This is a genomic window from Eubacterium sp. AM05-23 (genome assembly GCF_003477535.1).
In the GTDB taxonomy this organism is placed as follows: Bacteria; Bacillota; Clostridia; order Eubacteriales; family Eubacteriaceae; genus Eubacterium; species Eubacterium maltosivorans.
Genome location: NZ_QUDF01000003.1, coordinates 274204 through 298667, shown reverse-complemented (window position 1 = coordinate 298667; position 24464 = coordinate 274204). Strand labels below are relative to the sequence as shown.

At 44.5% G+C, this 24464-nt stretch carries 25 protein-coding genes, 1 tRNA gene and 1 riboswitch; of the genes, 5 read left to right on the top strand and 21 right to left on the bottom strand.

What is annotated here, in order from left to right; all coding sequences use genetic code 11:
* Positions 1-16 precede the first annotated feature (16 nt).
* Together DW091_RS05375 and dapF are read right to left on the bottom strand one after the other, a co-directional pair.
* Complete coding sequence (locus DW091_RS05375; protein ID WP_058693941.1) at positions 17-898, bottom strand: YicC/YloC family endoribonuclease; 882 nt, start codon at positions 896-898, stop codon at positions 17-19.
* 26 nt (positions 899-924) lie between these two features.
* The gene (gene dapF / locus DW091_RS05370; RefSeq protein WP_074617244.1) at positions 925-1803 is read right to left on the bottom strand and encodes a diaminopimelate epimerase; all 879 of its coding nucleotides are present in this window, start codon (positions 1801-1803) and stop codon (positions 925-927) included.
* A 127-nt stretch (positions 1804-1930) separates the two neighbouring features.
* Here dapF and DW091_RS05365 point away from each other — a divergent pair, with 127 nt between their 5' ends.
* On the top strand, positions 1931-3760 hold the full coding sequence (locus DW091_RS05365; protein ID WP_118517574.1) for an NFACT RNA binding domain-containing protein: 1830 nt from the start codon (positions 1931-1933) through the stop codon (positions 3758-3760).
* A gap of 275 nt (positions 3761-4035) precedes the next feature.
* Here DW091_RS05365 and DW091_RS05360 read toward each other — a convergent pair whose 3' ends face one another.
* The 10 genes from DW091_RS05360 to DW091_RS05320 form a co-directional block, all read right to left on the bottom strand.
* Positions 4036-4959, bottom strand: coding sequence for an RluA family pseudouridine synthase (locus DW091_RS05360; protein ID WP_118517573.1), 924 nt, complete (start codon positions 4957-4959; stop codon positions 4036-4038).
* A gap of 21 nt (positions 4960-4980) precedes the next feature.
* Entirely contained in the window at positions 4981-5715 is a 735-nt protein-coding gene (locus DW091_RS05355) for a YlmH/Sll1252 family protein (protein ID WP_058693937.1), read from the bottom strand.
* Positions 5716-5724: 9 nt separating this feature from the next.
* Positions 5725-6447 (bottom strand): MATE family efflux transporter, encoded by a 723-nt coding sequence (locus DW091_RS05350; protein WP_224168749.1) that lies wholly within the window; start codon positions 6445-6447, stop codon positions 5725-5727.
* Positions 6401-6661 (bottom strand): hypothetical protein, encoded by a 261-nt coding sequence (locus DW091_RS20495; RefSeq protein WP_058693935.1) that lies wholly within the window; start codon positions 6659-6661, stop codon positions 6401-6403. The genes DW091_RS05350 and DW091_RS20495 overlap by 47 nt, the downstream gene beginning before the upstream one ends.
* Positions 6662-6796: 135 nt before the next feature.
* The gene (locus DW091_RS05345; RefSeq protein ID WP_118517572.1) at positions 6797-7162 is read right to left on the bottom strand and encodes a hypothetical protein; all 366 of its coding nucleotides are present in this window, start codon (positions 7160-7162) and stop codon (positions 6797-6799) included.
* Between the two features lie 103 nt (positions 7163-7265).
* On the bottom strand, positions 7266-7535 hold the full coding sequence (locus DW091_RS05340; RefSeq protein ID WP_058693933.1) for a YggT family protein: 270 nt from the start codon (positions 7533-7535) through the stop codon (positions 7266-7268).
* A 2-nt stretch (positions 7536-7537) separates the two neighbouring features.
* Positions 7538-8029, bottom strand: coding sequence for a cell division protein SepF (locus DW091_RS05335; RefSeq protein ID WP_058693932.1), 492 nt, complete (start codon positions 8027-8029; stop codon positions 7538-7540).
* A 10-nt stretch (positions 8030-8039) separates the two neighbouring features.
* On the bottom strand, positions 8040-8702 hold the full coding sequence (locus tag DW091_RS05330; RefSeq protein ID WP_118517571.1) for a YggS family pyridoxal phosphate-dependent enzyme: 663 nt from the start codon (positions 8700-8702) through the stop codon (positions 8040-8042).
* A 26-nt stretch (positions 8703-8728) separates the two neighbouring features.
* Entirely contained in the window at positions 8729-9850 is a 1122-nt protein-coding gene (locus DW091_RS05325) for a hypothetical protein (protein ID WP_058696350.1), read from the bottom strand.
* Positions 9851-10030: 180 nt separating this feature from the next.
* Positions 10031-10107 (bottom strand) — tRNA-Pro (locus DW091_RS05320).
* 204 nt (positions 10108-10311) lie between these two features.
* Here DW091_RS05320 and gadC point away from each other — a divergent pair.
* From gadC to DW091_RS05300, 4 genes are all read left to right on the top strand, one after another.
* Complete coding sequence (gadC, locus tag DW091_RS05315) at positions 10312-11739, top strand: glutamate:gamma-aminobutyrate antiporter (protein ID WP_118517570.1); 1428 nt, start codon at positions 10312-10314, stop codon at positions 11737-11739.
* A gap of 17 nt (positions 11740-11756) precedes the next feature.
* Positions 11757-12794: a 2-hydroxyacid dehydrogenase gene (locus tag DW091_RS05310; RefSeq protein WP_058693929.1), complete on the top strand. Its 1038-nt coding sequence runs from the start codon at positions 11757-11759 to the stop codon at positions 12792-12794.
* Positions 12795-12905: 111 nt separating this feature from the next.
* Positions 12906-13310 (top strand): ECF transporter S component, encoded by a 405-nt coding sequence (locus DW091_RS05305; RefSeq protein WP_058693928.1) that lies wholly within the window; start codon positions 12906-12908, stop codon positions 13308-13310.
* 8 nt (positions 13311-13318) lie between these two features.
* Positions 13319-14629, top strand: coding sequence for a SpoIIE family protein phosphatase (locus DW091_RS05300; protein WP_147365274.1), 1311 nt, complete (start codon positions 13319-13321; stop codon positions 14627-14629).
* 32 nt (positions 14630-14661) lie between these two features.
* Here DW091_RS05300 and DW091_RS05295 read toward each other — a convergent pair whose 3' ends face one another.
* The 9 genes from DW091_RS05295 to DW091_RS05255 all read right to left on the bottom strand — a co-directional run bounded on the left by DW091_RS05295 (position 14662) and on the right by DW091_RS05255 (position 24362).
* Positions 14662-16623, bottom strand: a complete 1962-nt coding sequence (locus tag DW091_RS05295) for an FUSC family protein (RefSeq protein ID WP_118517568.1) — start codon at positions 16621-16623, stop codon at positions 14662-14664.
* 148 nt (positions 16624-16771) lie between these two features.
* Entirely contained in the window at positions 16772-17053 is a 282-nt protein-coding gene (locus DW091_RS05290) for a metal-sensing transcriptional repressor (RefSeq protein ID WP_058693925.1), read from the bottom strand.
* Positions 17054-17091: 38 nt separating this feature from the next.
* A complete protein-coding gene (locus DW091_RS05285) occupies positions 17092-18420 on the bottom strand; it encodes an MATE family efflux transporter (RefSeq protein WP_118517567.1) in 1329 nt (442 codons plus the stop codon).
* Positions 18421-18522: 102 nt separating this feature from the next.
* Positions 18523-19308 (bottom strand): bifunctional hydroxymethylpyrimidine kinase/phosphomethylpyrimidine kinase, encoded by a 786-nt coding sequence (thiD, locus tag DW091_RS05280; protein WP_074617233.1) that lies wholly within the window; start codon positions 19306-19308, stop codon positions 18523-18525.
* Complete coding sequence (thiE, locus tag DW091_RS05275) at positions 19301-19954, bottom strand: thiamine phosphate synthase (RefSeq protein WP_074617232.1); 654 nt, start codon at positions 19952-19954, stop codon at positions 19301-19303. Before thiE ends, thiD begins: the two co-directional genes overlap by 8 nt.
* A gap of 98 nt (positions 19955-20052) precedes the next feature.
* A complete protein-coding gene (gene thiM, locus DW091_RS05270; RefSeq protein ID WP_118517566.1) occupies positions 20053-20898 on the bottom strand; it encodes a hydroxyethylthiazole kinase in 846 nt (281 codons plus the stop codon).
* Between the two features lie 73 nt (positions 20899-20971).
* Positions 20972-22306: a phosphomethylpyrimidine synthase ThiC gene (gene thiC, locus DW091_RS05265; RefSeq protein WP_096919961.1), complete on the bottom strand. Its 1335-nt coding sequence runs from the start codon at positions 22304-22306 to the stop codon at positions 20972-20974.
* Between the two features lie 58 nt (positions 22307-22364).
* A riboswitch (TPP riboswitch) is annotated at positions 22365-22465 on the bottom strand.
* Between the two features lie 58 nt (positions 22466-22523).
* The gene (locus DW091_RS05260; RefSeq protein ID WP_074617230.1) at positions 22524-23138 is read right to left on the bottom strand and encodes a manganese efflux pump; all 615 of its coding nucleotides are present in this window, start codon (positions 23136-23138) and stop codon (positions 22524-22526) included.
* A gap of 369 nt (positions 23139-23507) precedes the next feature.
* Complete coding sequence (locus DW091_RS05255; protein ID WP_096919960.1) at positions 23508-24362, bottom strand: hypothetical protein; 855 nt, start codon at positions 24360-24362, stop codon at positions 23508-23510.
* Between the last annotated feature and the right edge of the window lie 102 nt (positions 24363-24464).

The window sequence follows — 24464 nt, the reverse complement described above, 5'->3', positions numbered from 1 at the left end:
CTGACATTTTTTAAAATTATTCGATATTCTGTATCTGCTCGCGGATTTTTTCAATTTCACTTTTAACATCTACTACCAGATTGGCGATGCCGATGTCGTTGGCCTTTGAACCGATAGTATTAATTTCACGGTTTAGTTCCTGAACCAGAAAATCCAGCTTACGGCCTACCGGCTCATCCTCTTCTCCGAGAATCTCCTTAAGCCGCCCGGTGTGGCTTTTAAGCCGTGTCAGTTCCTCGCTGATATCCAGCTTATCCGCCATAATGGCTACCTCGGTTAAAACGCGCTTTTCATCCACTTCCATGGAATCAGTGTAAGCTTCTACTTTTGCACGAAGCTCCTCCTGATATTTTTTCAACATCTCGGGGCTTTTAGCCTCAATGGCTGAAACAGCCTTTTCGATGGCGGTGCAGCGGGCCGCAACATCCTTTTTGAGGGCTTCCCCTTCGCGGTTCCGGCTGGTGTCTACCTGTTCCAGCGCTTCATTCAGCACAGGAGCCATTTTACGCCAAACCGCTTCGTAGTCTACGCCCTCATCCTCAAGACTTACAACATCCGGAAATTTGGCGATCAGCCCGGGGCTCAGATCATCGTCGATCATGGAGTCCAGCGTTTTAATTTCATTCAGAACATTGATATACGCTTTAGCCAGATCGCGGTTAAACACAATCCGCTTATTCTGGGCGTCGATCTCGTTATATTTGATAAAAACCTCAATGCGTCCGCGCGCGATCTTTTCACTGATGGCCTTTCGGATGTTTTCCTCAATAGGATTTAGCGACCGCGGCAGCTTCAGAAAAAAATCTCTGAAACGATGGTTAATGGTTTTTATTTCAATCGATATCTCCAATGCCTCGTCTCTGTAATCCTTGCGGCCAAAACCTGTCATACTTTTCATTTTTGTTGCCTCCGTTCTTTTCAGGCTTACAATTCTCTTAAAGCTGCAAATAACGCTTCTTCTTCATTGGGAACCTGCATTTCATAAGCACCCGTAAAAACAACCTTTGCCGGCCCTGTCATAAAAACAGCGTTTCCGTCAAGCTCAATCACCAGGTCCCCGCCAGATAAGCAGGCGTGAACCTTACTGCCAACCAGGCCCATGCGGTGCAGCACCGCAACGGTCGCACAGGTACCAGTACCGCAGGCCAGTGTACGGCCAACGCCGCGTTCCCATGTATCCATGGCAATACTGTCGCGGCTGATCACCTCCGCGAAGCTGATATTACATTTGTTGGGAAACATGGCGTGCTTCTCAAAGTAAGGACCAACCTCCTCGATGGGGAAGCTGTCCACATTTTCAACTAAAACAGCCATATGCGGATTTCCCATAGACGCGCAGCCATAGGTAAGCTCCTGATTCTTATAGGTGATCTTCTCGCCAAGGAGTGTCGCTTTATCTGAAATGACCGGGATATCCTTTGTCTCAAAGCTGACACTGCCCATGCTTACTTTGATGGTTGATACCCCCCGATAGGATTCTAAAACCTGGACACCGATTTTCCCGGCTCTGGTTTCAACCTCAAAAGGCTTCGAAGCATCCACAATCCCCGCATCGGCGGCGTATTTGGCGAGGCAGCGGACGCCGTTGCCACACATTTCCGCGATGGAGCCGTCCTGGTTGTAATAATTCATTCGCACATCACAGGACTCTGAAGGCTCAACCAAAATCAAACCATCTGCGCCGATTCCAAAGTGCGGCCTGCACATCGCCTCTATTAACTGTGCCGGAAGCTGGATGGAATTGTCCATATTGTTAATGACGATAAAGTCATTTCCGGCACCCTGCATTTTTGTAAAATTCATTCTTAAGCCTATCTTTCCATTTTGAATTATTTATCTTCTATCATATCCAAAAAACTTCCAAAAAACAACAGGAAATGCTAGAATAATTTGAAAAGATTAAATAAAGAATTCAAAATCTCCAAAATAGATGAAGGGAATTAAACCAATGGCATTTGACGGCATTACTACCAAACATTTAATAAAGGAATTACAGGAGACGATCGTTGGCGGCCGTATCCGCAAAATATACCAGCCCGAGAGCGATGAAATCCGTATGACCATTAACAGGGAAAAGGAAAACTATAACCTTTTGATCTCAGCCAACGCGAATAATCCGCGCGTCTATCTGGCCGAAAAGCTTAAGGAAAACCCAGGCACGCCCCCCAGCTTCTGCATGGTGCTCAGAAAGCATCTTCTCAATGGCATCATTGTAGACATTGTGCAGCACGAAACCGACCGGGTGATCGAGTTCAGTATTTCTGGCAAAAATGAATTCAACGATGTGGTCATCAAAAAGCTGGTAGTCGAGATCATGGGCCGAAACAGCAACGTTATTTTAATTGATGATAAAACAGACGTCTCCGGCGAAAGGCAGGAGGGTGAGGATATCATTCTCGACTCCATGAAAAAGGTGGGCTCCGGTTCCAACCGCTACCGCCAGATTCTGCCTGGCAAGGTCTATATTTATCCGCCCGAAAGCGGACGCCAGAATTTTTTATCCCTGACAGAGGATCGTTATTATAAAATGGTGGCAGAAAACTCCGAAACGGTTACCGAGCGCTTCTGGGTACAGTGTTTTCTGGGCCTGAGCCCCATTATCGCCCGGGAATTCTGTTTCAGAGCAGGCCTTAACCCCGAGCTCAAGCTCAAAGAATTTTCAAAAAAGCAGCTCGGCTATTTATATCAGGCTTTCAGCGAAGTCATGGATGAAATTGAGAAGGGGCCCGACTGCGGTATTTACTACTTCCGGCGTGAAATCATCGATTTTTCAACGGTCAACCTCCACCATATGACGGATAACGAATGCACTGCCTATACAAACGTCTCAAAAATGCTGGAGGCCTTCTACTATATCAAGGATAAAAAAATCCGTTTTAAGGCCAAAAGCGCCAATCTGAGGCATCAGCTGGACACACTGCTGAAAAAAAATTACAAAAAACTCCAGAACCTGCATCAGGATATGGACAATTCCAAAAAAAATGAGAAGAACAAGCTCTACGGCGACCTGATTACCGCCAATATTTATATGATTGAAAAAGGCATGGAGGAGGTTTCGCTGGTAGATTATACCGACCCGGAAATGAAAACTGTCAGGGTTCATCTCAAGGTCAATGAAACACCTTCCCAAAATGCCCAGCGCTTCTATAAAAAATACAATAAGGGCAAACGGGCCCAAATCCAGCTGGCGGAACAGATAAAAACAACCGAGGAACAAGTTTATTATCTCGAAAGCCTGACAGGCGGCCTGGATCAGTCTACAGAGCTCAATGAGCTAGACGAAATCCGCCACGAATTCATGCATTCTGAATTTAACAAGAAGGGCCTGACCTCCAAGGAGGCAAAGAAAAAGATCGCAGCTTCCAAGCCACTGCACTTTATATCCTCTGAGGGCTTCGACATCTATGTTGGAAAAAACAATTATCAGAATGATTATATTTCTACACGCCTGGGCGTAGACGAAGACTGCTGGCTTCATGTCAAAGATATTCCTGGCTCACATGTTCTGGTCGTAGCCAATGGACGCTTCATCACAGAGGATACCCTTCTTGAGGCAGGAATGCTGGCAGCCTGGCACAGCAAGGCCAAAAACTCCGAGAATGTCCCGGTGGACTACGTTGAGTTCAAATATTTAAAAAAGCCCAAAAAATCAAAACCGGGCATGGTTATTTTCACCAACCAAAACACAATGTATGTTACACCCAATCAGGATAAAATCGCCGCAATCCAGCAGGTTTTGAACAGCAATGAGCAAATATAGTTTATAAGGCGCGTTAAAAGCATCTTACCATCTCTAGCTTTCATACGACACATACGTCAAAGCGCAGCGTCATGTGACATAAAAAATAAGGGGGGCTAGTAAGCATTTTTCAATATAGTTTATTTATTTTACTATCATGTTGTATTATAGAAAACAAAAGCGGTCTGCTTAAAAATGAAACAGACCGCTAACACTGCCCGCGCATTGTCATATGTGTCACATGAAAATGCACGGCTTTATTTTTCAGATTTTATATTTTTTAAGAACCAAAGCTTTTACTCAATTTCCTTCAACCCGTCCAGAATCGCCTGAAAGGCTTCGGGTAAGGGCGCTGAAAACTCCATATATTCGCCGGTGCGTGGGTGTTTGAAGCCTAACAGCTCGGCATGAAGGCACTGCCCCTCTGTTTTGAAGGGATTTTTTTTATCACCTTTATACAGGGGATCACCGGCAATGGGATAGCCAATGGCCTGCATATGCACGCGAATCTGGTGCGTTCTGCCGGTTTCCAGCCGAAACTGCATCAGTGTATAGCCTTCAGCATAGCGCTTAAGGGTCTCGAAATGCGTAACCGCCTCCTTGGAATTTTCCTTAACCACCGCCATACGAATTCGATCCTTTGGATGCCTGCCAATGGGCATATCAATGGTGCCGCGATTATTTTCCATAATCCCTTTTACCAGCGCCTTATACTGACGGGTAATGGCGTGCGCCTTCAGCTGCTCTGTCAGATTCTGATGCGCTGCATTATTTTTTGCCACCATTAAAAGACCGGAGGTATCCTTATCAATTCGGTGGATGATCCCCGGACGGAAAACACCGTTGATATTTGACAAGGCACCGGTATGATACATCAGTGCATTGACCAGCGTGCCGGATGGGCTGCCCGGGGCAGGATGCACCACCATCCCCTTTGGCTTGTTAACCACAATCACATCATCATCCTCATAAATAATCTCTAAAGGAATATTCTCCGGCTCAATGGCACTCTCCACCGGCTCAGGAACCTCCATGGTAATGATCTCTTTGCCTTTCAGCTTATAGCTGGCTTTTTTCTGGCTTCCATCCACCTTTACAGCGCCTTCGGCCAGTAAATTTTTGATATATCCCCTGGAAAAATCCGGCTCCTGTTCAGCACAATAAGCATCCAGACGCACACCCGCGCTTTTTTCTGGGACATGGTACTCTTTAATTTCCATTTAATCATTCCTCAATTTCTTCTAAATATATTTATCAACGATCAGGCGCAGGTTTCCTTTTTTGGTGACACCACCGAGCTCCGTAACCACTGCTTTTCCCTTACCTCTGAGGGAAATAATATCCCCAGTTCTGATCCGATAATCGTTTTTGGTGATCTCCTCATAATTGACCCGGACACGGCGCTGCTTAATGTAGGTAATACTATCCTGCCGCGAGAAGCCCCATATTTTGTTGATAACACCGTCCAGACGGTCTGAGGCCGCCACCAGCTCCAGCCGTTTAAACCGCAGCTCAAAGGTTTTGATCTGATCCGGCTCCAGTATCTCAGGCTTGATGCTTCTGCCCTTCACCTTTGTAAAATTCAAGGTAATGAAGTCTCTCAGGCGCTCTGCAAAGATCACCTGAACCTCCTTATCGTTCATATTAATATCCCCCACACATTCACGCGTAATACCCAGATGCATCAGCTCTCCAAGCACATTACGGTGATCCATTGGAAATTCCTTCGGAAAAAGAACCGCCAGCATGGGCCATTCGAGGGCGCCGGCATCTAAGTAATCCGGGTAGATGCACAGCATTTTTCTTCCAGCGTTCTCCATTCCACCCCAGAAAAGATAGGGCTCTCCAGAATGCTTTAGGATGTTTTCCATCTTCAACTGCATGGCTTCATCCTGAAAATCGAAAAACTGGGGAGCGTAATTATTCTGACAGGCATCCTCCACCCTGGCCAGCAAAAACTCATCTTTTTTGTCCATTTCTACACCTCACACCACCGGGGTTTTCCAATGCCCCAGCTTTAAATAAACGATCTCTGCCACAACTGAAACCAATGTGGCCGCCGGTGCCGCCAGGCCAATTGCCGTCAGACTGCCGGACAGCGTCACACTCAAAATCCATGCCAGCGGCAAACGAACAAACAAAGACGCGGCCACACCGTTCACCATTGAAAAAGCCGTTCGTCCACAGCCGTTAAAAAATCCCAGAAAACAGAAACCAAACGCCACAAGCATAAAATCAATACTAAAGGTTCTCAGATACGCTGTTCCAGCTGCAATAACGGCCGGCTCTGCCCTAAAAATCTGCAAAATTGACGTTGGAGAAACCTGAGCCCAGATAAAAAACGGGATTGAACAGTCCAGTGACAAAATAATACTGGCAAAAAGAGATTTCTTCGCGCGATCAGGCTGTCCCGCTCCAATATTTTGAGCTGCAATGGCAGCAATGGCACCCGAAAATGCGCTGGCTGGAAGCATGGCAAAAGCATCAAATTTTCCCGCAATACCAACTGCGGCAGCTGCAACAACACCCATCGTATTGATGATGGCTGTAATAAATAAAAAGGAAATCTGCAGCAAAGTCTCCTGCAGCGATACCGGTATTCCAACCTTTAAAAGCAGTACTGCCTTATCTCTGTAGATCCTGAAGTTGTCTCTTTTAAACTCAAAAATAAAGCTTCTCCGGTTCAGATAAACAATTGCCAGAATCATACTGACCCCCTGTGAACCAGCTGTCGCCAGGGCAGCTCCCGCCGCGCCCATTTTCAGACGCAACCACGGCTGCGTCGTTAAACCAGCCGACAACCATTATGTCCACCGCGCCATAAAGCGCCTGGATAAAATTGGCCATGAGATAAGGCAGCGCAAAAACTGCCAGCGTCTTATAAATATTTCCTTTTGTCAGGTTTTGTACCCGCTGTTCCAAATGTCTGCCCCCAAAGAATTTATAAACAATCTTTTTTATTATAGCTAAAAACGCAAATGTTCACAAGCTAAAACGCACAACAAAAAAACCGGCGTTCTATCACCGGCTTTTCATATTAAACCTTCTTCCTTTAGCTCACTCCATATACTCGAGGATCTCATAGGGTTCTGATTTTGACAACTCAAGAATGAATTCTCCCCTTTCATTCTCTGCCATTCCTAAACGAAAGCCAACACGTTTATCTGCTGTCATGACGGTAAGCTTTCCCTCATCTTCGTCCAGCAGTGTCAGATTTTCGTTCCGGTAAACGACCATTGTTTTAATCTGCATTACTTTTTCTAAATCTTCATAACGGACCATTTTGGTAAAATTACCATAGCTGCTCTGCCTGAAACCCGGCGGTGCCTTATTACCTTCCACGATTAATTTAAATGTATCCGGCATGATCTCCTGACACTTAAAGGTTTCTCCATGATACAAAGCATATTGCCCTGAGCGCATATTTTGTTCACCTCCTTTCATGTATAATAGAAGATTTTTATGTATTCGTTTTCCATCGAACTTTAAATGAAACCGTCTGTCCATGGCGGCAGACGGTCACAAGCTAAAAAATCGCTTTAATCAGCATTTGATACAAAGGATAAATGATAAACTGAAGCAGCACCACGGCCGCAATTCCAGAAAAATCAATGGGGCCAATAACTGCAAAACGACGCAGTGGTGATAACATCGGCTCGGTCAAGCCATAAATCAGTTTTACGATCGGATTATCTGGGCTGGGATTAAACCAGCTCATCAGAATATTCGCTACAATCAGGAGCGTGATCAATTCGACAAGATAATGACCGGCGACAATTAAAATACTTTCGATCATTCCTATTTATCATCATCCCAATTTAAAATAGGGGTAATTGTGTCACTCTCGTCTTTTTCCATGCTTGTAGAAACAGAAACCTGTTTTGGCGCAAGGATAAAAACATTATCGGCTATACGGTTGATGGAGCCCTCCAGAGCGAAAACTGCTCCGTTAAGGAAATCAAAAATTTTCTGGCCATCTTCGTATTCTGTATTTTTAAGATTGACAACAACCGTCTTATCTGCTTTGATTTTATTGACGATCCCAGGCGCGTCTTCAAAACGTTCAGGATCTAAAACCAAAACTTCGGGACCATCGCCAATACCCACAAGACCTGTACGTTTCGGGGCAGACGCTGTTTTCTTTGGCTGCGGCGCATAAGTGTTTCTCGGCTCTTCAACGACTTCTTCTACTTCGTCATCATAGTATTCATCATCGTAGTATTGATCATCGTCATCCATTTCCATACCGAAAACCTTTATGATTTTATCTTTGAATTTTTCGTTTGCCATGCTGTTTCTCCTAACGATTAAATATTTTTCTTCCGATCCTTACAATCGTAGCCCCTTCTTCTATGGCGATGGGGTAATCATCCGTCATTCCCATAGATAGATATTGCATTTTAATATTTTCTCCATGGTATTCTTTTTCTATTGTATCATATAATTCTTTTAAATGCTTAAAAACTTTATGAATTTCATCAGATTTTTTTGTCATCGGTCCAATACACATAAGTCCCTGTATCTCGAGATGCGGGCAATTTCCGGCTTTTTCCATAACCAGCTTGTATTCCTCAGCCATAAAACCAGATTTACTGTCCTCTTCCGCAAGGTTAAACTGGATTAAGACATTTGTTTTAACATCGTGCTTGGCGCTTTCCTTTTCAATGGTTTTTAAAAGTTCAATAGAATGAACCGAGTGAATCAGGCTGACCTTTCCCATCAGGTACTTAACCTTATTGCGCTGCAGATGCCCAATGAAATGCCAGCGCACCGGCCCTTTGATCTCATCGACCTTAGCCAGAAATTCCTGAACTTTATTTTCTCCAAGATCATAAACGCCGGCGTCAACAACTGCCTGGGTTTCTTCCACACTGCGGTGTTTAGTCACCCCCACCAGCGTTACATTTTCCGGAATATCTTTTTTAATTGCCGCAATATTTTCTGCAATGACACTATCTGCCATTTTATTTCACTTCTTTCTCTGATAATTTATGGATAAACCTTAATGGTCGTGCCAGAGGACAACGCCCTATTATTTTCGTCATCCAGCTTTAAAACAGCCATACCTTTATCATACTTATATACTGTTACAGGAGTCAGTTCCTCAAAATAGCCTTTTTCAAGGGTTTTTACATAGGTAGCGCCGTCTTTTTTGATAATAGCGCTCTGGGGCACCTGAAAACAACTGAACCGCTCAATATTAACGTCGGTATTAATCATGATTTCATTGGCAAAAACATTGACATAATCCTTGACGAGCATGACGATTATTTTGTTATCGCCGTCATCAATAACATCAACCAGATAGCCCTTGTAAGTATTCTGTCCGCTTTCAAAGGAAAGGGTTGGATAATAACGGAGCTGATCAACCCGTTTGACCAGAAATTTATAATATTCTGTGTTCTTTTCTGCGCCGCGGGTTCCCATATATTCTTCCTTGTTGGCAAGCGCTTCCTCTTCACCTTCCACCGCCTCGCTTTTAGGAATCGAAAAGGCCGTAAAGATATGATCGTTATTAATGATTTTGAGCGCGGTCTGGTTTTCTTTGTCAATTTTACTGGCAGTTTTCAGAAAATTCGTGTTGATATAGGGCAGCGCACTTTCACTGACAACTTTTTCCATAGCATTGAGGGTAGTATAAACATACCCTGAGCCCATCATCTGTAAACCACTTAATGTAATGTCTCTTGGCTGACCGTCGTTCAGGCTCTCATAAATAGCTTTTTGCTGGTTGAGCTCATCCTGGTTTTCACCCATAAACTGGACAGAATCCACCAGAAATTCCTTTCGCTGCCGGTCGGCCTGGCCAAACTGCGTGGTGATTTTTGCCATTCCCACATAATTTGCCGTAATTTCATTAATGACTGAAGGCCAGTCGTTATAATACTTGTCCGCCATAATCTGATCGATGGTATCCGTCTGATATTTCAGAAAATTCTGATTCACTGCCTTTGGAGACTGTGTCAGCGTTTTATAGCCATTGGTCTTTTCCCCCTCGGGCAGGGTTAAATCTGCCGCGGAAAAATCATCCAGCTCAATATAATCAATGTCTTTAAAAAAGAAAAAATTGGTTTTATAGGCATTGGTATACTCAGAGGTTTCCAACAGCATCCGCTGATTATTCCGGTAAATACCTGCAACGATTATGACGGCAATTAAAAAAAAACGACGCCAATAATCAATTTTCTCCGTTTATTGACCCGTCTCTTCCATTCCCGTGTAGCTTGACTCATTTTATTCACCTGTTAGTTTACTTATTTTATAAAAATCCCTGATTTTGAATAAAAAAAATGGTCTGAGTGAGAGGATTCGAACCTCCGGCCTCGTGAACCCCATTCACGCGCGCTACCAAACTGTGCTACACCCAGACATCGAAGATAATTATAGCGGTTTTCATAAAAAAATTCAAGAGGAAATCTCAATATTTAATAAAAAAATAAGAAAAAAGTCCGGTGAAGCCGAATATTTGTGATTTCAATGCGTTTTCTAAGCTTCGTTTTGCGTTAAGACCCCCACCATCTGGGTATTTAACTAATAGCACTCCAAAAGATAAGGAATGGTATCTGTTTAAAATGAAAAATCAACTACTTAACGATACATCAAAAACTTCAAAGCTGACGCTTTTCAGCTTTTTCGCAATGACAGCTTCAATGGTTATGACAGCGGATAAATACGCGACTTTTGCCTCCTCAGGCTTCTCACTAGCATTTTTTCTGGTTGCAGGAGGTTTTTTATGGTTTATACCAGTCTCGCTCTGTGCTGCAGAGATGGCCACGGTTGAAGGCTGGGAGGAAGGTGGCGTGTTTACCTGGGTCGGTAAGACCATTGGTGAACGCTTTGGCTTTGCAGCCATATTTTTTCAGTGGTTCCAGATTACCATCGGATTCATATCAATGATTTACTTTATCCTTGGCTCATTCTCCTATGTCTTTAACATACCTGCTTTGGAACAAAATCCTTTCATTAAATTCATTGGTGTTCTGGTGGTTTTCTGGGCCCTGAGCCTATCACAGCTTGGCGGTACAAAATACACTGCCATGATCTCAAAAGTTGGCTTTATCGCCGGTATTCTATTTCCAGTACTGCTGCTTTTTGGGTTGACCGGCGCTTACGTTTCTTCTGGCGGACCGATCCATCTGGAAATGAATGTACATACCCTGATCCCTGATTTTAAAAATGTGGATGATTTGGTAATCTTCGCCTCGTTTATTCTTTCCTTTATGGGAATTGAGGTTTCAGCCACCCATGTCAACCAGTTAAAAAACCCCAGTCGGAATTACCCTCTGACTATGATTATCCTGGTCGTGCTGGCGATTATCTTAAACACCGTAGGCGGCATTTCTGTCGCGATGGTGGTTCCTGCCCAGAATCTGAGCTACAGCTCCGGAGTCGTACAGACTTTTGAAAATCTGTTCCGTTACTTTAATCCAGATTTGCTCTGGATGGTTCGTATTCTCGGTGCCATGATTGCCATTGGCGTTATGGCTGAGGTCAGCTCGTGGGTGGTCGGCCCGTCACGTGGCCTTTATGTGGCGGCCAAGGATAACCTGCTGCCAAAGATTTTTAAAAAAACCAATGGCCGCGGCATTCCCACAAACCTGATTTTGGGTCAGGGGATCATCGTAACAATCTGGGCGGCTGTCCTGACCTTTGGCGGTGGCGGAAATAACCTCTCGTTTTTAACCGCCATCTCTTTATCCGTTGTAATTTATCTGATCACTTACTTTTTATTCTTCGGAGCTTACTTTATTTTACTTTACAAGCATCCCGACTATAAGCGCGCTTATCAGATACCTGGTGGACGCCTTGTCAAGACGATTATTGCCGGCGTTGGGCTGTTAATGTCCATCTTCACTTTTGTGGTGACCTTTTTTCCGCCTGACCAGCTGGCGCCTGACAATTATATCCGATATGATATGATCCTGATTATCAGCTTTTTAGTCGTACTAACACTCCCCTTTCTGCTCTATCATATTGAGCGGAAAAAACATAAAACCTAAAGAAAGAAGGCACTTAAATGAAAATTGCTTTTTATGATACAAGACCCTATGACAAACTCTGGTTCGATCCCCTTTTGAAGGAAGCGGGCCACGAACCACGCTATATTGAAAACCGGCTGGATATTCACACGCTGGAATATGCCCAAGGCGCTGACGCGATCTGTGTCTTTGTCAATGACAAGGTCACAAAGGAAATTATGGACCGGCTGTCAGAAATGAACATACACCTCATTCTTCTGCGCAGCGCCGGCTATAATAACGTCGACATGAAAGAGGCCTATGAAAAACGTATCCGTATTCTCAGGGTACCGGCCTATTCTCCGGCTGCCGTTGCAGAATACGCGGCCTCACTGCTCCTTGCCGTTAACCGTAAAACCCATAAGGCTTACACCCGAACACGTGACTTTAACTTTAATATTGACGGCTTAACGGGCATGGATCTTTATGGCAAGACAGCCGGTGTCATTGGTACCGGGCGCATCGGGCAGATGATGATTGATATTTTAAAGGGTTTTCACATGAACGTCATTGCCTACGATGTCTTTCCTAATCCAAAACTGGACATCCAGTATGTACCGCTGAAAAAGCTGATGGAAAAATCAGATATTATCTCACTCCACTGTCCGCTGACGGAGGAGACACGCCATATCATCAACGACCAGACCATTGGCATGATGAAGGACGGCGTCATCTTAATCAACACCTCACGCGGGGCACTGATTGATACTCAAGCCCTGATTAAGGGAATCAACTCTCATAAAATCGGCGGAGTTGGCATGGACGTCTACGAAGAAGAGGACAGTTACTTTTTTGAAGACTGGTCTAATAAAATCATGGACGACCGTGATCTCGCAAGGATCATTACCTTCCCCAATGTCTTACTGACCAGCCATCAGGCCTTTTTAACGACAGAGGCCTTGCATCAGATTGCGGCTACTACGCTTGAAAACATAAAAGCTTATAAAGATGATGTGTACACTCCCAACGAAATCTGTTACCAGTGTGAAGAAAAAGGGGATTGCCATCGACGGGAAAACCATCAAAAATGTTTCTAAGCCGACTGATTAAACAAGCCCGAGGGACAGTTAATCCTATTGTTCCTCGGCTTGTTGCGTTTTAGATAATCTATGTTATAATGGGTGCAACCTTCATCAAGGAGATTCTATATGGACAACACAAACAGGGATCTATCCATCCCTTTTAAAATAATGATTGCCCTGATTATGGCCTTTGTCTACGCGGCACTGAACATTCTTCTGGCAGATTTCAGCCTGGTCGAGGTGCCTTATGTATCCATCCGGCCCCAGCTTATCCTTCCACTACTTTCAGGGTATCTTCTGGGGCCTTTTTATGGTTTTACTGTTGGCTTTCTCGGCAACGCCATGAGCGATATGGTCACTGGCTACGGCATCGAATTTTTGCTAAACTGGAGCGTCGCCAATGGCCTGTACGGTTTAATCATGGGTTTTTTCCCTAAAAACGAGGACAAAATCCGGACCAACCGATCCTTTACTATCTTTTTTTATATATTCTGCTGGTCAACATTGTCCCCGCTGCCTATGCGCTGTTAACGCGCGTCGTGGAGCCTGGAGTCGACGCCCTGCAAAAATTCGTTGGACTTGGACTGCCCATCGTCGTCTCAAATACCCTTGTCTGTACGCTGCTTTTCCCAATAGTTCTGATGTTTTTAAAAAAGATTGAGCTGAACTTTGAGATCAAAATCACCCTCTTAGTCTATTATTTCTCCCTGATCTCTGTCATGGCAGTTTTTGCAGCGACCATTGGTATCCTGTACAGCATGAACCTGCTCAATACCGACAACCAGACCTTTGCCCTGATTATTTATGATTTGTCCATTATTCCGCTGGTCGCCATTAACCTGATCGGTTTTGGCATTTCCAACGCCATCAGTCAGAAACTTTTAAACCCTTTGCTGATCATGACAGAGGATATAAAACAAATGGATGGGAAAAGCTGGGATAAAAAGCTGGATATTCACACAGGTGATGAACTGGAATTTCTTGCCACTGCGTTCAACGAAATGATTGATAAGATCAATGATACCATGCGCAAGCTTTGGGATAATGTCGCGGAAAAAGAGCGGCTGGCAGCTGAGAAGGAGAGAACATCTACCGAATTAAACATCGCTCAGCAGATTCAAACAGCCATGCTGCCCGACCCGTTTCCAACCTTCCCAGACCGGACAGAATTCAGCATCAGCGGCCGCATGACTCCGGCCAAGGAAATCGGCGGCGATTTTTATGATTTCTTTTTAATGGATGACGACAAGCTGGTTTTTATCATCGCGGATGTGTCCGGCAAGGGCGTCCCTGCGGCTCTTTTCATGATGAGCTCAAAAGAGCATATTATCGACCAGGTATTAACAGGATTAGATGTTGATGAAATCTTCACCAGAGCCAACCATCATTTATATAAAAATACCGCCGAAGGGGTTTTTCTGACCACCTTCCTCGGTATATTAAACCTGAAGACAGGTATTCTGTCCTTTGTCAACGCAGGCCATAATCCTCCGCTTTTAAGGCGGCGGAATGAAAAGTTCGAACCTCTTGCTATGGATTCGGGTTTTGTCATGTCTATTCTTCCAGATGTGCACTACAAGCGCCAGACACTTAAGCTCAATCCCGGCGACACCCTCTTTTTATACACGGACGGCGTCACCGAAGCGGTGGATAAAAACGGTGCCTTTTTTCAGGAATACCGTTTAAAAAAAGCACTGAATGGGCTTCCTCATTATGATGATCACTCTTCAGAATATATTCTCCGTCAGATTCGCGATTTTCTGTCCGATTTCACACAGGACGCTGAGCAGCATGATGACATTACCATGCTCTGCCTCAAATTCCGCCATCCGATGGTCTGTCAAAACTAATAAAACCGGATGCTGTGAAGCATCCGGTTTTATTAAAAACTACTGATATTTCTTTCGACAAAAGCCAGAAAAGCCTTGGCTTCTGCCTGTCCAGCACTCAGCAGACGCATGATGTAGCTTGCGTTTGTCTTTACAATGATCTTTTCCGGTTCCTGGTCAGCGGCATCCTTCTTTTTCAAACACTGCTGTATTTTTTCAAACCAGATTCCCAACCGCTCAACTGCTTTTTTGACAAACCGTTCTTCCTCCGCTTCAACCCCTTGCAGCGTAATCAGATAGTACACATCGATCAAGGTAGTCATCAGCTGACGGTTTTCCGCTAAAAAGCCCTCCACAAATTGCCCGCACGAGCCAAAGGCCGACGCGTGATAATTCATTTCAATCTGATCACTGATAAGATAGGATTTAAGGATAAGCTCTCGAACGATGTCTTGGTGCGGCGCTCCTCCCAAAAGCTCCTCTGTGTATTTAACCACCGCCCGGTCCAGCAGCACAAGACGCTCCATATCTATTTTAAACTGATCGTAGTACCGCATGGGCAGTATAAATTTACTGGCCAGTATGGACACAATAACTGCGCCTGTGGTAAAAAGCAGACGCAATTCCAAAGCGTAGGTAGACTGCATGGACAGCGTTGTCAGCGAAAGAGCAAAGCAGGTCGCAAAGACAACAAGTGTTGAATAATCATCGGCCGCGTAAATGCAAAAGGCGGCAATGACTGCCAAAACCATATGCTCAGGGTACGTGGTAAAGATTGAAAAGAGGAAAAAGGCCGCTATCAGTCCAATGACTGTTCCCTTTATCCGGTCCAGACTTTTGCTTACACTCTCATCATAAAAAGGACGCGTGAGCAAATAGGCGGCCAGCGGCAGCCAGTAGCCATGTGTTACTGGCAAGAGACTGGACACCAAAAACGTAAAAGTCAAAACCAGTGACAGCCTGACCCCAAAGCGAAATTTAAAGGAATCCCTTGAAAGATGAGCATAAATACGCCATAGCATTCTCGATTTTCTTGGCACCACCCATTCCCTGTAAACACCCTTTCCAGCTGTTTTCGAAATTCCCTCCAAAGCGTTGATTAAAAGATTAACATCCAGCAGCATGCTGTCATTAATATCCGTCTGGTCCATAAAACAGTTGTCCGAAAAACTAATCAGCTCCTGAATGACTTCACTGTATTCGCGGCTGTCAAAAACCCTGTTCAAATGTTTCAGAACCTTTATGAAATTTTCAAGATAAACCTTATTGGCAGCAGTCATCAGTTTCGGGTTCCTGAAGAATGTCAGTATCAGGTTTTCCATGCGCTGAAAAATCATTACAAGCCGAAAATAGCACGCACCTTCTATGGTGGTAAAATAACGAAGCCGTCTCGATTTATAAATCCGGTTGCACAGATTCTGATTAATCTTTAAAAGCGCGCGTTGGGCTTCCCTCGCTTCTTCAGGATTGTTTTGAACCAAAGCTGAAAAGGACTCAGTGATTTTAACAAAAGCATTTTTGGAAATATCATGAACAGCTGGTACTGGTTTGAAATGCTTCCATATCTTCAAACCAATATAAATCAGAATAAAAGAATAAACCAGCGCCAGAAGACGCATGGGAATATCGGTAAACTGAATCGGGATCAGCTGCATAAAAACAAAGCTCATCCCAAATGGAAAATAGCTGCCTGGCGTATACTCATCCGTCATAAAATAAACAAGTAAAAACGGAACCGCTAAATTGACAATGAGCGTCATTGCAAGGTTAAGCCCTGCCGCAAAAGCACAAAAGGCCAGAAGAACGTTAACACTCAAGGCTTTCAGAATATGCCATTCCACCCCGTCCTCGTTGCGTGTTCTGAGAAAAAGAACTGTTACCGGTGACGCCAGCATAGCGTTGGCCGCACCGAAAAAAAACTGATTTGAAAAGAAAATGGACAAAAGGATCAGCGCCGGCGGAAATGCTTTGATGAAATGCTCTTTAATTTTCAGGGCTTTTATAGACTCTCGCATACTGCTTCCACCTCTTTATCCCCTGTTTTTTAACTCTGACATGAAAAACGAAGACCCACTCCCCGGCAGAATGCCTGTGTCCGTAAACCAAAAGAACACTATAGAAGGTCTTCATTTTTTAGAATATCATAAAATTCTTTAAATATTATTATTTTATAAACTTATCAATCGCGTCATTTAATTCTTCCAGAACTTCCAGATTGTTTTCCTCAACAGCATCGACGACACAGTGGCTGATATGATCCTTTAAAATTAACTTACCTATATTGTTTATAGCGGATTTCACCGCAGAGACCTGTATCAGAATTTCACTGCAGTCTCTTCCTTCCTCCACCATCCTTTTTACGGATTCCATATGGCCAATGGCGCGGGACATCCGGTTAAGCACCGCCCTACGGTTTTCATGCTCATGTTCATGCTTAGCTGCCATTTTATTTTTCTCCTGTTCACCTTGTTCTTTTACTTGTATTATATAGCAACCATCTGCCATTTACCACCATTAAAACGCCGAAGCAGTAAAAAACCACGCACGGAGATATCAATAATATAAGCAGTCCACACACCTACCAGGCCAAAGCCGCAGATAATGCCAAGAAAATAACCGACACAGACCCTTATTCCCCAGATGCCAAACAGCGTCAAAAACATGGGATACCGCGTATCGCCAGCTCCCTGAAGCGCACTCTCAATGACTTGGGTGAGGGCACTGCAGGGCTGAAAAAGCGCGATCATCCGCAGAACTGTTACCGTAAGCGCCTGAACCTCTGGCGTTGAACTGAAAGCTGCCGCAAAAAACGGTGCAAAAATAAAAATCACGATCCCCACCGACACCATAAAGATGGTTGAGAGTGTATTGGACATCAACGCCATCCGGCGTGCCTTCTCTGGATTGTTTTCTCCTAAGCCAATGCCGACCAGCGTTGCCGCCGCCACACCAAACCCCATGGAAGGGATATAGGTATAGTTTTCAATGGTCCCTGCAATATTGTGGGCCACATAGGCTTCTCCGCCGATAGACAAAATCATGGCGCCATACACCAACTGGCCGGCACGCATGATAAGCTTTTCTCCACCAGCGGGGACGCCAATGCGCAAAATCGACCGGATCATCTCCATATCAATATCCCACCCCTTAATCGGCAGCCTTAAAAAACCGTTTCCTCTTGCCAGCCGAGCAAGCAGCAGGCCGACGCCAAAAACACGCGACAGTGTGGTTGCAAGCGCCAGTCCCATGATACCAAACCCAAGCTTTATAAAAAAAACATTTAAAAGAATGTTCAGTACATTGGCTATCCCTGTAGCGGCCATTGGCGTAATATTATCCTTTGTAGCCCTCAAACAGCTGGATAAAACCAATGAAAGACATAAGAACACAATGGGAACGACCACGACCATGTAATAGGGTATGGCATAAACCAAAATGCCTTCACCGGCACCGGAAATCTCAAGAATCGGCCTGTAAAGCAGTAAATTCAGCACTCCGACACTGAGACCGATAAAAAGACTGAGCAAAACAGATTGCTGAAGCGCCCTGTTACCCTTTTCCGTATCACTACGGCCAACATATCTGCCGATAACAGCCAGTGTGCCAACACTGACTGCTGTAAAAAACGCAATAAAGATGTTGACAATCAGGTTCGTTACGCCAACTGCCGCAATGGCTTCGTCTGAAATCTGCCCTGCAAAAAGGGTATCAACTGTTCCCAAAAAAGTCTGTAATATTGTCTCCGCCATTACCGGCAACGCTAATACACCAATGACCTTCAGGTCATTTCTGTTCATTTTCAAATGAAACATGATGCACCTCCATAACCCCCTCCAGGGGTTATTTCCAGTGTAACACCTTTTTCAAGTTTTTACAAGCAAATTAAGAAAACCCCCAGAGGGGGTTAGACAAAATTAATTCTTCAATTGATACAAATGATTCAGGGGTCCGTTTCCTTTTCCAAGGTCAAGGCCATCTACGATTGCGCCATGCACATAGGCTTTTGCATTCTTAACAGCATCCATCATCGTGGCACCCTGTGCCAGACTTGCGGCAATCGCAGAGGACAGCGTACAGCCTGTGCCATGAGTATTGGGATTATCGACCTTTTCTTCTGGAAGCCAGTAACCAAAGCCTTCATAATAAAACAAATCATCTGCCCGATCCTCCAAATGTCCGCCTTTTATCAATATTGCCCCTTTATAATAACCTGCAATATCACGGGCAGCGCGGATCATATCGTTTTTGGTTTGAATGGGAATACCTGACAAAATTTCAGCTTCCGAAATATTCGGAGTGATCAAATCCGCCAGCGGCATCAGTTCATTAATTAAAACCGACTGGGCGGCCCTGTCAAAAAGTGCGTCACCGCTCGTAGAAACCATAACCGGGTCCAATACAATATTTGAGGGCGTATATTCCTTCAGCTTTTTGGAAATAGCATGGATAATCGCTTCAGACGAGACCATCCCTATTTTTACCGCATCTGGCACAATATCCGTAAAGACTGCATCCATCTGGGCTTCTACCATTTTTTCAGAGATATCTTCCACACCGAATACGCCTGTCGTATTTTGTGCTGTTATGGCTGTAATAACACTCATACCATAAACACCATAAGCCGTAAAAGTTTTGATATCTGCCTGTATACCCGCGCCTCCGCTGCAATCGGAGCCTGCAATTGTCAATGCCTTAATCATTTGATTTCACCATCTTTTCAGATAATTTTCGAATTTTCTGTGCCGCCGCCCGCGTATCCGGCTGGGCAAACACAGCTGAAATAACCGCAACGCCATCAACCTTTGAGCCAGAAAGCTCCAACAGATTTTCTTCATTGATGCCACCAATAGCAACCACAGGGATTTTCACACTGCCGCAAATGCTCTTAAGCGTCTCGAAAGAAACCTCCTTCGCATCTGTTTTCGTAGAAGTTGAGAAAACAGCCCCTACACCAAGATAATCTGCGCCGTCCTTCTCTGCGGCCAAAGCCTGTTCAAGGGTTTGCGCAGACACACCCAGAATTTTATCCGGACCAATCTTTCTGCGGGCCTCCGCTACAGCACCATCGCTTTGACCAATGTGCACACCGTCCGCATCCACTTCCAAAGCGATGTCCACGTCATCGTTGATCACATAGGGGATACCTGCCGCCTCCGCCAGTCCCTTCAGGCTCCGGGCTTCGCCAACAAAATCTTGGCGTGCCATATCCTTTTCCCTGATCTGAAGAAAGGTCGCGCCGCCTTCTATCGCAGCACAAACCTCTTCCTCAAGAGTACTTTCTCCAAGCCAGGAACGGTCTGTAACGATATAGAGCAGCATGTCTTCTTTTTTCACATTGTTTTTCATAATTCTCCTAATTTGACAGTCAAATTTCAGCTTTCACTTTTCCTGTTTATTTTATACCCGATTGAAATATTTTATAACATTATTTTAGCTTTTTCACCTCATGGAATCAAGGTAATTTTTGCGTAGGTTTCAATGGTATTTCCTGTCATAGTGCTGATATTATCAATGATTAAGGTTCTCAGGCTTCCTGTACCCAGCTGATTATTTGTGACCTGGCGTGAAGCCAGCTCACCGGCAATTCCCATGCTGGCTACCGCGCAGACAGCCGCTTCCAAGACCTTTTCCGGATTGGCCGCCACATAGGCTGCTGTCATGGCGCTGAGCATACAGCCAGTACCGGTAATCTTAGACATATCTCGATGGCCATTTTTTACCACATAGGCCTTTTGGGCATCTGCGATGATATCCATGGCTCCTGTAATCGCAATGACCGCGCCTGTTCTTTCGGCCAGCTCTTTAGCCAGAGCGATGGTCGCGTCCAGTGTCTCAGCCGTCACGGCATCTTTAACGTCGGCGTCAACGCCTTTTGTTGTACCCGCTCCGGCATAGACTGTCTTAATCTCAGAAATATTGCCCCGGATAACAGAAAACTTCACTTCCTTCAACAGCCGGTGGGTTGTTTCTGTTCTGAGCTTTGAAGCGCCTGCCCCCACAGGGTCCAGTACCACAGGATGCCCCAGTTCATTGGCTTTTTTTCCAGCCGCGATCATCGATTCGACAGTCCGGCTGTTCAGTGTTCCGATATTGAGTACCAGCGCGCTGCAAATCGTGGTAATCTCCTCTACCTCTTTAATATCATCCGCCATGATCGGGGAAGACCCCATCGCCAAAAGAATATTCGCGCAGTCGTTGACGGTGACATAGTTGGTGATGTTATGAACCAGTTGTGGTTTTCTCTGAGTATTTTCAAAAATATTGACAAAATTTTCGTTTAATCGAATCATCTTTTCTCCTCTAAAAATAAAGCGCAGGTGAAAGCCGACCTTTTAAGCCGAACCAGTCACCTGCGCGCGCTGTTTATTTATCGGAAGGGCACTTCACTGTGTCTTCCATAATATCCACATGCTCGCCGTTTAAGACCTTGTTCATATTTCTCACTGAACACATCTTCCCGCACATGGTACAGGTATCCTGGTTCTCTGGTGTTGATTCTGCGCGGTAACGTTTTGCCTTTTCAGGATCAATGGCCAGGTCAAACATTTTATCCCAGTCAAGCTCGCGTCTTGCAACGCCCATCTGATAATCCCAGTCGGCTGCTCCCGGCAGTCCCTTAGCAATATCCGCTGCATGAGCCGCAATTTTTGACGCGATGATACCTTCTTTAACGTCATCGACGTCTGGCAGTCTCAAATGCTCAGCCGGCGTGACATAACACAGAAAGGATGCCCCATAGGTAGCTGCGATGGCGCCGCCAATGGCCGAAGTAATGTGGTCATAGCCTGGCGCGATGTCTGTTACCAGTGGTCCCAGCACATAAAAAGGTGCGCCTTTACAGATTGTCTGCTGAATTTCCATATTGGCCTGAATCTGGTTAAGCGGCATATGTCCAGGTCCTTCAACAATAATCTGGACATTCTTATCCCATGCGCGCTGTGTCAGCTCTCCAAGGGTTACCAGCTCAGAAATCTGCGAAATATCACCGGCGTCTGCAATACAGCCAGGTCTACAGGCATCGCCAAGACTGATGGTAACATCATGTTCCTGGCAGATTTCCAAAATCTCATCATAAAACTCAAAGAACGGATTTTCATTGCCGGTCATTTCCATCCAGGCAAAAATCAGTGAACCTCCGCGGGATACGATGTTCATCAGGCGGCCGTTATTCTTGAAGCGGTCCGCGGTTGAACGGTTGATTCCGCAATGCAGCGTCAAAAAATCAACGCCGTCCTCTGCATGCATCCGCACAACATCAATCCATTCCTGAGGGGTAATTTCCTGAAGCGGCTTGTTGTAATACACGACGGCGTCATAGATCGGCACAGTGCCGAGCATGGCCGGACAGCTCTCTGTCAGCTTGCGTCTAAACTTACGTGTATCCCCAAAGGAACTCAGGTCCATAATGGCTTCTGCTCCCATGTCGACAGCACTTCTTACCTTTTCCATTTCCACATCCAAATTCAGACAGTCTCTGGATGTCCCAAGATTGACGTTAATTTTTGTCTTTAATGCACTGCCGACCCCATAGGGCGTCAGACAGCGGTGGTTCTTGTTGGCCGGTATAGCTACCTGTCCCTTTGCCACCAAGCCCATTAAAGTGTCTAAGGGCATGTTTTCATATTCCGCGACACGCTTCATTGCTTCCGTTTCAATGCCACGGCGTGCGGCATCCATTTGAGTTGTGTACAGCTCCATATTTTCTCCTTAACTTTTTCAGTTTTTCAACAAAAAAAGCGCACCCACGGGTACGCTGCTTGGCTCAACTTGTCCTCCCTACGACGGCGTTACACCGCATCAGGTAAAACGGGTTTAGGATTCAATCCAATCTCAGCAAAAGCTCCCCGGGCATCAACTCATTTGTCTTTCTTATTCTATCCTAAGTGCACCAAAATAACAAGAAGTTTATTCATATTTACCAGAACATTTCAATTAAACCTAAGATAACCAATAACACACCGGAGACAGCCGGCGCGTAATCCCCTAAAAGCGGACCAACTACGCGTCCTCCAAGTCGTGAACCCAACCATAAAGCGATAAGGCTTATCATAAAAGTACACACTGCTGTCAAGACGATATTGACACCGGTAATACTGGCCGCTATCCCTGTTCCTAAATTGTTAAAGGTCAGTCCAAGTGCCACGGTCACAATTTCACGGTATCGAATATGGGACTTATCACGAACCGATGCGTCCATCTTCTCTGCCATTTCATCCGTGCTTTTCATAGCATAGCTGCCTGACTTTTTCTCCTTTAAAAGCTTGATGATTCCCTGTATGACAAAATAAATCCCCAACAGTATAATAATCCCGGCACCCAACTCATTTCCTATACGATCTGGCAAATATCCGGACAGCCATTTGCCAAAGAGCATAGCGATGACCGTTCCTGTTGTCGTAATAACAGCGACAGTCAGATTCGAGACTGCGTCAAGATGAATTTTTTTAATCCCAAAGGCCAGACCAACTACAATGTTGTCAAGATTGGACGAAAGGCTGAATAATAAAGCAGATACAACTAAAACAAGCATTTTATCATGCTCCTTGTTTATTTTATATGTTCTTTCTATATTATACCCTTTCTATTCGTGTGAATTATCGCTATCCTCCGGTAAATTTTATCAAAAAACAAAGATACCTGGCACCCCCTTGTACCAGGCATCTAACTCCCCTTCATTTTCCCCATTAAGAAAACGTTCATCCAGATATCATTTCCGAAGATGGTATCCCCCTTGATTCCACCTTATATCCTGCGTTTCAAAAACGTTTTCATTAACTGTAAACAATAATACCATTTTCATCAATAATTGTCAAGTTATTTTATTAACAAATTAGTTCTAAGAAACGTCCAAATTCAATTAAACAGAGGGAGACGCCGCCTTTCGCAACGCCTCTCTGTTCTACTCTTTAGCGTTATTCTCAGAGTCACTCAAATTCTCAGACGCTTCTGTTTCCGCATTTTCTTCCAACTGTTTCTTCTTGAGCTTTGGCATAAAACGCTTTACGAAGGTCCCCTTTCCACGGCCCTTGATATAAAACAAACCAAAGATCGAGAAGACAACAGCGCCGATAAAATTAACGAATAAATCGGACATCGTGTCCACCAGCCCAATATCGATGTAGCCACCATAATTCCAGGTCTGTCCATTGACAACAATGCTTTCGATTGGGATGGTTACCGCAACATTTTTTCCTTCAGGATTAAAGATCACGGAGCTGATACTGTGAATAATCGTATCTTTTTGCATATCGGTTTGGAAAAACCAATCGGCTCCAAATTCAAAAAACTCCCAGAGCACGCCAATGGTCATTGAAAAGCAGAATGCAAAAACGGCTACAAAAACCGGTGAAAGACTCATGCTGAAATTTTCATTCTGATTTAAAATATCAATCAATGAAAAGCCAATAGCTGCCATTAAAAAACCGTTTATAGTGTGCAGCATCGCATCCCAATGGTCAAAAATCAGATAATATTCCTGAATCTCACCTAAAATTTCCGCTGAAAAAATAAATAATATAATAATAATTTCAAGAGTTGTCGGCATTTCAATGTGAAGCTGCTTATCCACAAAGCTGGGAATCATAAATAAAATTAATGTCAGCACGCATAGAAAAACATTGTTCCAATTTTGATTCCAGATTTGGGCAATCATAACCGCAACGACTAAAACACGAAGCAGTATATACAAAAAAAACTTGCCACGGCTTTTTTTGGTTGGCTCACTTGCATTTTTTTCTCTCTTTTCTTTTTTCAAAAACTGGCTCCCTTCTAAAATTTTTATCGCTTTTCTGAACCATTATAACACAGACATGGGAAAATCGTTTTTTATTTAAGAATTTTGGGTAATTGTTATTGT